General features: G+C 68.9%; 10 protein-coding genes. 8 read left to right on the forward strand and 2 right to left on the reverse strand.

Annotated elements, in window-relative coordinates:
• The 5 genes from flgJ to G3O06_RS44210 all read left to right on the forward strand — a co-directional run.
• Positions 1–452: flagellar assembly peptidoglycan hydrolase FlgJ (flgJ, locus tag G3O06_RS44190; protein WP_205819845.1), on the forward strand; the 452-nt coding region annotated here is incomplete at its 5' end.
• Positions 453–672: 220 nt separating this feature from the next.
• Positions 673–1,428, forward strand: a complete 756-nt coding sequence (locus tag G3O06_RS44195; RefSeq protein ID WP_174974451.1) for a flagellar brake protein — start codon at positions 673–675, stop codon at positions 1,426–1,428.
• A gap of 195 nt (positions 1,429–1,623) precedes the next feature.
• Entirely contained in the window at positions 1,624–3,555 is a 1,932-nt protein-coding gene (gene flgK / locus G3O06_RS44200) for a flagellar hook-associated protein FlgK (RefSeq protein WP_205819846.1), read from the forward strand.
• Between the two features lie 17 nt (positions 3,556–3,572).
• Positions 3,573–4,811: a flagellar hook-associated protein FlgL gene (flgL, locus tag G3O06_RS44205; RefSeq protein ID WP_174985456.1), complete on the forward strand. Its 1,239-nt coding sequence runs from the start codon at positions 3,573–3,575 to the stop codon at positions 4,809–4,811.
• A 254-nt stretch (positions 4,812–5,065) separates the two neighbouring features.
• Positions 5,066–6,373, forward strand: coding sequence for a solute carrier family 23 protein (locus G3O06_RS44210; protein ID WP_174918185.1), 1,308 nt, complete (start codon positions 5,066–5,068; stop codon positions 6,371–6,373).
• A gap of 58 nt (positions 6,374–6,431) precedes the next feature.
• Here G3O06_RS44210 and G3O06_RS44215 read toward each other — a convergent pair whose 3' ends face one another.
• A complete protein-coding gene (locus G3O06_RS44215) occupies positions 6,432–7,316 on the reverse strand; it encodes a transcriptional regulator GcvA (RefSeq protein WP_174974457.1) in 885 nt (294 codons plus the stop codon).
• Between the two features lie 96 nt (positions 7,317–7,412).
• Between G3O06_RS44215 and G3O06_RS44220 the strand changes: the two genes are divergently transcribed.
• On the forward strand, positions 7,413–8,051 hold the full coding sequence (locus G3O06_RS44220; protein WP_205819847.1) for a chromate transporter: 639 nt from the start codon (positions 7,413–7,415) through the stop codon (positions 8,049–8,051).
• On the forward strand, positions 8,048–8,575 hold the full coding sequence (locus G3O06_RS44225) for a chromate transporter (protein ID WP_043184629.1): 528 nt from the start codon (positions 8,048–8,050) through the stop codon (positions 8,573–8,575). The genes G3O06_RS44220 and G3O06_RS44225 overlap by 4 nt, the downstream gene beginning before the upstream one ends.
• A gap of 27 nt (positions 8,576–8,602) precedes the next feature.
• Here G3O06_RS44225 and G3O06_RS44230 read toward each other — a convergent pair whose 3' ends face one another.
• Positions 8,603–8,941 (reverse strand): hypothetical protein, encoded by a 339-nt coding sequence (locus G3O06_RS44230; RefSeq protein ID WP_205819848.1) that lies wholly within the window; start codon positions 8,939–8,941, stop codon positions 8,603–8,605.
• A gap of 289 nt (positions 8,942–9,230) precedes the next feature.
• Between G3O06_RS44230 and G3O06_RS44235 the strand changes: the two genes are divergently transcribed.
• Positions 9,231–9,917 (forward strand): YoaK family protein (locus G3O06_RS44235; RefSeq protein ID WP_205819849.1); only part of this gene is annotated, 687 nt, incomplete at its 3' end.

Genomic DNA, 9,917 nt, shown 5'->3' on the forward strand with positions numbered 1-9,917 from the left:
CGGACGCCGACGCGTTCGTCGACCGGCTCGCGGGCCCCGCGCAGGCGGCCAGCGCGTCGACCGGCATCCCGGCGCGCTTCATCGTCGGCCAGGCCGCGCTCGAATCGGGCTGGGGCAAGCGCGAGATCCGCGCGACCGACGGCTCGACGAGCTACAACGTGTTCGGCATCAAGGCGACCAAGGGCTGGACCGGCCGCACGGTGTCGGCGCTGACGACGGAATACGTGAACGGCACGCCGCGCCGCGTGGTCGCGAAATTCCGCGCGTACGATTCGTACGAACACGCGATGACCGATTACGCGAACCTGCTGAAGAACAATCCGCGCTACTCGGGCGTGCTGAGCGCGAGCCGCAGCGTCGAAGGCTTCGCGCACGGGATGCAGAAGGCCGGCTACGCGACCGACCCGAATTACGCGAAAAAGCTGATCTCGATCATGCAGCAGATCGGCTGACGGCCCCGTCGGCTACCGCTGTCGATTCCCCTCTGGACCGCGCCCGGCAGCCCGCCGCGCGCGGTTTCAACGTTTGCGCGAAAAAAATCCCCAATTCGATCTAAACTTTCGGTCAGCACTGCCGCTAAGTGTGAGAGACCTGCGACCGGGCCCCCGTTCTGGCCCGGTTTTATTGCGCACCGGTTGCACGGGCGCCCATGAGAAGAAAGACCGGCTAGCCATGAATATCGAAACGTCGACGGACCCCAGCCTGGATGCAGGCCACTCCGGGCCCGACTATGCCCGCCGCAATCCGCTGGAAATCGGCGTGCAGCTGCGCAACCTCGTCAATCGCGGCGATTTCCTGACCGTCCAGTACCCGGGCGGCCAGCTCGTCACGCGCCTGCTCGAGGTGGATGTCGGCGCGCGGACGTTTACGTTCGACTGGGGTGCGCTGTCGGAGCAGAACGCCGCCATCCTCGGCGCGTCGCACTGCACGTTCGCGGCCGCGCCGGAGGGCGTGCGCGTCGAATTCTCCACGGGCACGCCGCGCGAGTCGCGCTTCGAGGGGCTGCCCGCGTTCGTCGCCGATTTCCCCGACGTGCTGATGTGCATCCAGCGCCGCGAATATTTCCGCGTCGATGCGCCGATCGTCGATCCGTTCCTGTGCCGCGGCAAGCTGCCGGACGGCGAGAGCTTCCTGTTCGAGGTGCACAACCTGTCGCTCGGCGGCGTGGGGCTGCGCACGGCCGACGAACGCGTCGAGGCGCTCGAGGTCGGCACGCTGCTGCCCGACGTCGAACTCGAGCTGACCGGCCACGGCAAGCTGTCGCTCGACCTGCAGCTCGTGTCGCAGCGTTCGACGCAGATGCCGAACGGGTCGCGGCGCTACCAGCTCGGCTTCCGCTACATGTCGCTGCCGGGCAGCGCGGAGAACACGCTGCAGCGGCTGATCACGCAGCTCGAAATGAAGCGCCGCTCGCTCGCGCGAGCCTGACGCGCAAGCGGCGGCCGGCCCCGCCCGGGGCGGCCCGCGCGGCGTTTGCGGCACCATCGGCCGCACGCCTGAACCGGCGACGCGCGAGTGCGCGTCGCGCGTGCATTTTTTCCTCAATTTTCTGAATTCGCGGCCGTTATACCGGGAGTCACGCAACCCGGCGGCCGCAGCGCGGCCGGCTCATCAGGATCGCGCATGTCCAACACACTCATGAACCTCGGCGTCAGCGGCCTGAATGCCGCGCTCTGGGGCCTCACGACGACCGGCCAGAACATCAGCAACGCGGCAACGCCCGGCTATTCGGTCGAACGCCCCGTCTATGCCGAGGCGAGCGGCCAGTACACGAGCAGCGGCTACATGCCGCAGGGCGTGAACACCGTCACCGTGCAGCGGCAGTACAGCCAGTACCTGAGCGACCAGCTGAACGGCGCGCAGACGCAGAGCGGCGCGTTGTCGACGTGGTATTCGCTCGTCACGCAGCTGAACAACTACGTCGGCAACCCGACGTCCGGCATCTCGACCGCGATCACGAACTACTTCACCGGGATGCAGAGCGTCGCGAACAGCGCGTCCGACTCGTCGGTGCGGCAGACCGCGATGAGCAACGCGCAGACGCTCGCGAACCAGATCACGGCGGCCGGCCAGCAGTACGACGCGCTGCGCCAGAGCGTGAACACGCAACTGACGAACACCGTCACGCAGATCAACTCGTACACCGCGCAGATCGCGCAGCTGAACCAGCAGATCGCGTCCGCGAGCAGCCAGGGGCAGCCGCCGAACCAGCTGATGGACCAGCGCGACCTCGCGGTGTCGAACCTGTCGAACCTCGCCGGCGTGCAGGTCGTGCGCAACAGCGACGGCTACAGCGTGTTTCTCGCGGGCGGCACGCCGCTCGTCGTCGCGAACAAGAGCTACCAGCTCGCGACCGTCGCGTCGCCGTCCGATCCGAGCGAGCTGACCGTCGTGTCGCAGGGCATCGCCGGTGCGAACCCGCAAGGGCCGAACCAGGCGCTGTCCGACGCGTCGCTGTCGGGCGGCACGCTCGGCGGCCTGCTCGCGTTCCGCAGCCAGACGCTCGACCCGGCCCAGGCCCAGCTCGGCGCGATCGCGACCAGCTTCGCCGCGCAGGTCAACGCGCAGAACGCGCTCGGCATCGACCTGTCGGGCAACGTCGGCGGCAACCTGTTCACGACCGGCGCGCCGATCACGTACGCGAACCAGGGCAATACCGGCAACGCGGCGCTGTCCGTGTCGTTCGCGAACCCGTCGCAGCCGACCACGGGCGACTACACGCTGTCGTACGACGGCGCCAAGTACTCGCTGACCGACCGCGCGAGCGGCGCGGTGGTCGGCACGTCGACCTCGATGCCGGGGTCGATCGGCGGGCTGAATTTCTCGTTCTCGTCCGGCTCGATGCAGCCCGGCGACAAGTTCACCGTGCAGCCGACGCGCGGCGCGCTGAACGGCTTCGGCCTCGCGACGTCGAACGGCTCGGCGATCGCGGCAGCGGCGCCGTACGTGCCGTCGGCCACCAAGACGAACACGGGCACCGGCACGATCGGCGGGCTGACGGTCACCAGCGCGACGGCCGCGGCCAACCCGCATAACTACACGATCACGATGGGCGGCACGACCGCCAGCCCGACGTACACGGTCACCGACAACACGGCCGTGCCGCCGACGACCACCGCCGCGCAGGCGTACCAGGCCGGCACGCCGATCACGCTGACGGCCGGCGTCACGGTCACGGTGTCGGGCACGCCGACGGCCGGCGACACGTTCACGGTCGCGCCGAACACGGGCGGCACGAACGACGGCAGCAACGCGCTCGCGCTGTCGAAGCTCGTCAGCGCGAAATCGTTCGGCAACGGCACGACCACGCTGACGGGTGCATATGCGAACTACGTGAACAACATCGGCAACACGACGAGCCAGCTGAAATCGTCGAGCGCCGCGCAGACCTCGCTGATCGGTCAGATCACCGAAGCGCAGCAGTCGGTGTCGGGCGTGAACCAGAACGAGGAAGCGGCCAACCTGATGCAGTACCAGCAGCTCTACCAGGCGAACGCGAAGGTCATCCAGACCGCTTCGACGCTGTTCCAGACCGTGCTCGGCCTGTTCAACTGATTTCGGGGATCAAAGCGATGCGGATTTCCACCACGCAGTTCTACCAGATGAACGTCGCTCAGATGAACGATCAGCAGGCGCAGCTCTCGCAGCTGTACCAGCAGATCTCGAGCGGCGTGAGCCTGTCGACGCCGGCCGACAACCCGCTCGGCGCGGCGCAGGCCGTGCAGCTGTCGATGACGTCGGCGACGCTGTCGCAGTATTCGGCGAACCAGAACACCGCGCTGTCGTCGCTGCAGGCGGAAGACCAGTCGCTCATCAGCGTCAACAACCTGCTGAACAGCATTCATACGGTCGTGATCAGCGCCGGCGACGGCTCGCTGTCCGACAGCGATCGCTCGGCACGGGCGACGCAGCTGCAGGGCTATCGCGACCAGCTGCTGACGCTCGCGAACTCGACGGACGGCGCGGGCAACTACCTGTTCGCGGGCTTCAAGACGGCCACGGCACCGTTCTCGAACGCACCGGGCGGCGGTGTGACCTACAGCGGCGACGCGGGCTCGCGGCAAGTGCAGATCGCCGACACACGCTCGATCGCGCAGGGCGACAACGGCGCGAGCGTGTTCCTGTCGGTGCCGATGCTCGGCAGCCAGCCGGTGCCGCTTGCCGGCGCGAGCAACACGGGCACGGGCACGATCGGCTCGGTGTCGATCACGAGCCCGTCGGCCGCGACCAACACGCACCAGTTCACGATCAACTTCGGCGGCACCGCGGCCGCGCCGACCTATACGGTGACCGACAATTCCCTTCCGCCGCCGGGCAACGTGACCGCCGCGCAGCCGTATTCGGCCGGCGCCGGGATCACGCTCGGCAACGGCCTGTCGGTGCCCGTGTCGGGCAGCCCGGCACCCGGCGATTCGTTCACGGTCACGCCGGCGCCTCAGGCCGGCACCGACGTGTTCGCGGCGCTCGACTCGATGATCGCCGCGCTGAAGGTGCCGGTCAGCAGCAACACGACCGCCGCCGCCGCGCTCCAGAACGCGATGACCACCGGCACGACGAAGCTGAACAACATGATGACGAACGTCCTCACCGTTCAGGCGTCGGTCGGCGGCCGCGAGCAGGAAATCAAGGCGATGCAGACGGTGAACCAGACCAATACGCTGCAGGTCACCAGCAACCTGTCCGACCTGACGAGCACCAACATGGTGTCGACGATCAGCCAGTTCCTGCAGATGCAGAACGCGCTGACGGGCTCGCAGAAGGCTTATGCGCAGCTGCAGAACCTGTCGCTGTTCCAGTACATCAATCCCTGATGCATGACGCGCCGGCCGCGATGTGAGCGCACGCTTACGTCGCGGCCGGCATCAACCGCCGCCCGTGCATTTCCATGCGCGGACGGTCACCTCACCGGGCAGCGCGATCGTGCCCCGGTTCACGCCACGGCAAGCCGCTCGCCGGCCCGCGCATCAGTCCGCTTGCCAGCCCCATTTCCGCTCCGTAAACTCGCGCCAGATTCCAGACCGGCGCATCTTCCGCAGCCGGCGACCGACAGGAGCCCCTTTTCCCCATGTCCGATTCCTACTTCCCGCGCTGGCGGGTGCAATCGACCGGCGCGGCATCGCGCGTGGTCGGCCCCGACGAGCGCCTGGCGTGGCCGCAGATGGTCGCGATGGGCGTGCAGCACGTCGTCGCGATGTTCGGCTCGACCGTGCTCGCGCCGCTGCTGATGGGCTTCGACCCGAACCTGTGCATCTTCATGTCGGGTATCGGCACGCTGCTGTTCTTCGTGCTGGTCGGCGGCCGCGTGCCGAGCTACCTCGGTTCGAGCTTCGCGTTCATCGGCCTCGTGATCGCGGTGACCGGCTACGGCGGCAGCGGCCCGAACCCGAACATCCCGGTCGCGCTCGGCGGGATCGTCGCGTGTGGCGTCGTGTACGTCGCGCTCGGCGCGCTGGTGCAGGCGATCGGCACGCGCTGGATCGAGACGCTGATGCCGCCCGTCGTGACCGGCGCGGTGGTCGCGGTGATCGGGCTGAACCTGGCGCCGATCGCGGTCAAGGGCGTGTCCGGCTCGACCTTCGAATCGGTGATGGCGCTCGTCACGGTGCTGTGCGTCGGCGGTGTCGCGGTGTTCTCGCGCGGCATGGTGCAGCGCCTGCTGATCCTCGTCGGGCTGGTGATCGCCTATGCGATCTACGCGGTCGCGACCAACGGGATGGGGCTCGGCAAGCCGGTCGATTTCTCGATCGTCGGGCATGCGGCCTGGTTCGGGGTGCCGAGCTTCCGCGCGCCGGTGTTCGATCCGCATGCGATGCTGATGCTGGCGCCGATCGCGGTGATCCTGGTCGCCGAGAACCTCGGCCACATCAAGGCCGTCAGCGCGATGACGGGCACCAGCCTCGATCGCTACGTGGGCCGCGCGTTCATCGGCGACGGGCTCGCGACGATCGTGTCGGGCAGCGTCGGCGGCACGGGCGTGACGACCTACGCGGAGAACATCGGCGTGATGGCCGTTACGCGGATCTACTCGACGCTGGTGTTCGCGGTCGCCGCGCTGATCGCGATCGTGCTCGGCTTCTCGCCGAAGTTCGGCGCGGTGATCCAGACGATTCCGGGCCCGGTGCTCGGTGGCGTGTCGATCGTCGTGTTCGGGCTGATCGCGGTGACGGGCGCACGGATCTGGGTCGTCAACAAGGTCGACTTCTCCGACAACCGCAACCTGATCGTCGCGGCCGTCACGCTGGTGCTCGGCGCTGGCGACTTCTCGCTGAAGATCGGCGGCTTCGGGCTCGGCGGGATCGGCACCGCGACGTTCGGCGCGATCATCCTGTACGCGATCCTGCGCAAGGAAAAGGAACCGGGCCCGGTGGTCTGAACCTCCGGCGGGCGGTGTCTTGCCGCCCGCGTCATCTTCTGCGCCGAACGTCGATGCGCTAAGCACCGACGTTCGACTGCGTTTGCAGCCACGCGCAGAACTGCGCGACGAGCGGATCGTCCGCCGGCGCGCGCGGCGCGATCCACCAGTAGCTGCGCGTCGCGATGCGCGGCCCCTCCAGCGGCATCACCAGCCGGCCACTCGCGAGCTCGTCGTCGATCAGCGGCAACGGGCCGAGCGCGACGCCAAGGCCGTCGACGGCCGCTTGCAGCGCCAGGTAGAAGTGGTCGAACGACTGCCGCTTGCGCCCCTTCATCGTCACGCCGGCCGCCGCGAACCAGTCGCGCCAGCCTTCCGGCCGCGTATCCGAATGCAGCAGCACGTGGCGCGCGAGATCGTCCGCGCGGGCGATCGGCGCGCGCTTGAGCAGCGCGGGGCTGCAGACCGGAATCACGCTTTCGTCGAGGAAGTGGCCGCTCGTGCAGTTCGGCCAGTGGCCGGGGCCGCGGCGGATCGCGACATCGAAGCCGTCGAGCGCGTCGAGCGGCGCGTTCGACGTCGACAGCTTCAGCTCGACGTTCGGCACGTCGCGCTGGAACCGCGACAGGCGCGGCAGCAGCCATTTCATCGCGAAGGTCGGCAGCGCATTGATGCGCAGCACGCGTGCCGCGCCCGTGTTGCGCAGCTGCTCGGTCGCGAGCGCGATGCTGTCGAACGCCGCGCGCACGGTGTCCAGGTAGCGGCGGCCTTCGTCGGTGAGCTTCACGCGCTTGCCGTAGCGGTGGAACACCGGCTTGCCGAGCCAGGCCTCGAACCCGGCAATCTGCCGGCTGATGGCACCGTGAGTCACATGCAGCTCGTCGCCTGCGGCGCTGAAGCTTTCATGTCGTGCCGCGGCTTCAAAGGCCCGAAGCGCGGAAAAGGGCGGGAGATCGCGTGCCATGCTTGTGATTCTAGATCACAAGGGCGCGCCGATAAAATCGTTTTGCGGGCATTCCGAACGGCGGTAACCTCGGGTCACCGTTTGATAAGGAACCCCATGCAATCCGCTTCTCCGCCTGCCGCCACGCCGCCGGCCGCATCACCCCGCAGCGTCGGCCTTGCCGAGCTGTTCACCGGTTTCCTGTCGCTTGGCCTCATGTCGTTCGGCGGCGCGCTGCCGTTCGCGCGGCGCACCATCGTCGAAGAGCGCAAGTGGCTCTCCGCCGACGAATTCACCGATCTGCTCGGGCTGTGCCAGTTCCTGCCGGGCGGCAACGTGATCAACCTGTCGGTGGCCGTCGGCATGCGCTTTCGCGGCGTCGCCGGCGCGTTCGCCGGCATTCTCGGGCTGATTGCCGGCCCGACGCTCGTCGTCGTCGCGCTCGGCGTGCTGTACGCGAAGACGCAGAACGATCCGCACGTGCAGCACCTGTTCGCGGGGCTCGCCGCGGCGGCGGCCGGGCTGCTCGTCGCGATGGCCGTGAAGGTCGCGAAGCCGCTGCGGCACGCGCGTGCGGCGGCCGGCATCGCGGCGCTCGCATTCGTCGCGATCGCGGTGCTGCGCATCCCGCTGCTGACCGCGATGCTCGTGCTGACGCCCGTCAGCATCTGGCTCGCGTCGCGCCGCCGCGACGCGGACACGCCGCAGCCGGCGCCGGCCGCGGCGCGCGATACGCAGCCAGGAGGCCGGCCATGAACGACACGCTGATCGCCATCGCGACGATCTTCAGCCAGTTGTCGCTGCTCGCGTTCGGCGGCGGCAACACGATCCTGCCGGAGATGCAGCGGCAGGTCGTCGATGTCCATCACTGGATGAGCGCGCACGAGTTCACCGCGCTGTTCGCGCTGGCCCAGGCGGCGCCCGGGCCGAACATGATGATCGTGTCGCTGGTGGGCTGGCACGTGGCCGGCTGGAGCGGGCTGCTGGTCGCATCGCTCGCGAAGTTCGGGCCGTCGTCGATCGTCACCGTGCTCGCGCTGCACGCGTGGGAGCGCTTTCGCGACCGGCCGTGGCGCCGTTACGTGCAGCAGGGGATGATGCCCGTCACGGCCGGGCTCGTTGCGGCGAGCGCGGTGCTGATCTCCGAGGCGTCGAACCGCACGGCGATCCAGTGGGGCATCACGGCCGCGTGCGCGGTGCTCGCGTGGCGCACGCGCATCCATCCGCTGTGGCTGCTCGCGGGCGGCGCGCTGATCGGGCTCACGGGCATCGGGCAGTGAGCTGTCCGTCACGCCGCCGGCCGCCCGCTACTGCGACGCCGGCCGGTCGCCGTTCACGATCCCGAGCAGCCGGCCGCGCTCGCTGCCGACGTCGTTCGTCGTAGCCGGCCAGTCGACCACGTAACCGGCCTCGAGCGCATCGCGCATGATCGTGCCGTAGTCGGCCTTCGCGATCCTGCCGCCGCGCAACGCGTCGGCCACCTCGTCCTTCAGCTTCGGCGTGAACGACGGATAGGCGGCCACCAGCGCCACGTACTGGCGCGCGTCGATCTCGCCCGATTCGCGGTTGAACGCCCAGACGGCCACCAGCACGATCGCAGCGAACGGGATCACGGTGAAGCGCAGGAAGAACTTCGCGAGGGTCATTCGAAGGCTCGGTGAGGAGGCGCGGGGCGGCGGCCTGGGTGCAACCGGGTTTAGCCTGCCCGGTATACTCGGCCGGTCCCGCGGCGGCGAAACCTGCGCTGTGGGCACGTTCCGGCCGGCTGCGATACGCGGCGGGAATCCGCACCCCGACGGCGAGCACATTATATTGGCGCGCGGCACACGGCGATGCCCGGCCGCGTAGCGCCGGCGGCGTTCGCGCCGGCCGGCAGGACTGAATTTCGCACCGCCCGCCGCGCGCGGCCGGGCGGCGCGCACCACGGGAGGCTCGATGGATCTCGACGGCGCCAGCCGCAATCTCACTGTCGCCGCATTGCTGACGCTGTCCGGCGGCTACCTCGACGCGTACACGTATGTCGGCCACGGCCACGTGTTCGCGAACACGATGACCGGCAACGTCGCGCTGCTCGGCATCAACCTGTCGGCCGGCGAATGGGCCGCGGCGCTGCATCACGTGCCGCCGCTCGTCGGCTTCGTGATCGCGGTGTTCGTCGCGCACCTGCTCGGCCTCGCCGCGCAGCGCGGCTGGATGAAGCACACGGCGTTCACGAGCCTGCTCGTCGAGATCGCCTTTCTTGGCGTCGCCGCGAGCGGCCTCGTCGGCGCGTCGAGCGCATGGCTGATTCCGGGCATTTCGTTCGTCGCAACGCTGCAGACGCTGTCGTTCACCCACCTCGAGGAGCTGTCGTACACGTCGGTGATGACGACCGGCAACCTGCGGCGCGCCGCGCAGAAGCTGTTCGTCGGGCTGATCCCGCGCTACGACGCGGGCGCGCTGCACGACTCGGCGCTGCTCGCGACGATCAGCTTCTGCTTCCTGGCCGGCGCGGTGGTCGGCGGCCTCGTCACGCGGCTCGTGCCGGAGGTCGCGCTGTGGGGCGCCGTGCTGCTGCTCGTCGGCGCGTTCGCGGAAATCGTGCGGCGTGCGTGGCGCCGGCACACGGCCGACGGCGGGCCG

Origin of the sequence: Burkholderia sp. Ac-20345, from assembly GCF_017104825.1 — a bacterium.
Classification (GTDB): Bacteria; Pseudomonadota; Gammaproteobacteria; order Burkholderiales; family Burkholderiaceae; genus Burkholderia; species Burkholderia lata_B.

Excerpts from the sequence above, each read along its gene's own strand:
- G3O06_RS44220 (WP_205819847.1), top strand. The coding sequence starts at position 7,413 with ATGCAATCCGCTTCTCCGCCTGCCGCCACGCCGCCGGCCGCATCACCC.
- flgK (WP_205819846.1), top strand. The coding sequence starts at position 1,624 with ATGTCCAACACACTCATGAACCTCGGCGTCAGCGGCCTGAATGCCGCG.
- G3O06_RS44215 (WP_174974457.1), bottom strand. The coding sequence starts at position 7,316 with ATGGCACGCGATCTCCCGCCCTTTTCCGCGCTTCGGGCCTTTGAAGCC.
- G3O06_RS44230 (WP_205819848.1), bottom strand. The coding sequence starts at position 8,941 with ATGACCCTCGCGAAGTTCTTCCTGCGCTTCACCGTGATCCCGTTCGCT.
- G3O06_RS44195 (WP_174974451.1), top strand. The coding sequence starts at position 673 with ATGAATATCGAAACGTCGACGGACCCCAGCCTGGATGCAGGCCACTCC.
- G3O06_RS44225 (WP_043184629.1), top strand. The coding sequence starts at position 8,048 with ATGAACGACACGCTGATCGCCATCGCGACGATCTTCAGCCAGTTGTCG.
- flgL (WP_174985456.1), top strand. The coding sequence starts at position 3,573 with ATGCGGATTTCCACCACGCAGTTCTACCAGATGAACGTCGCTCAGATG.
- G3O06_RS44210 (WP_174918185.1), top strand. The coding sequence starts at position 5,066 with ATGTCCGATTCCTACTTCCCGCGCTGGCGGGTGCAATCGACCGGCGCG.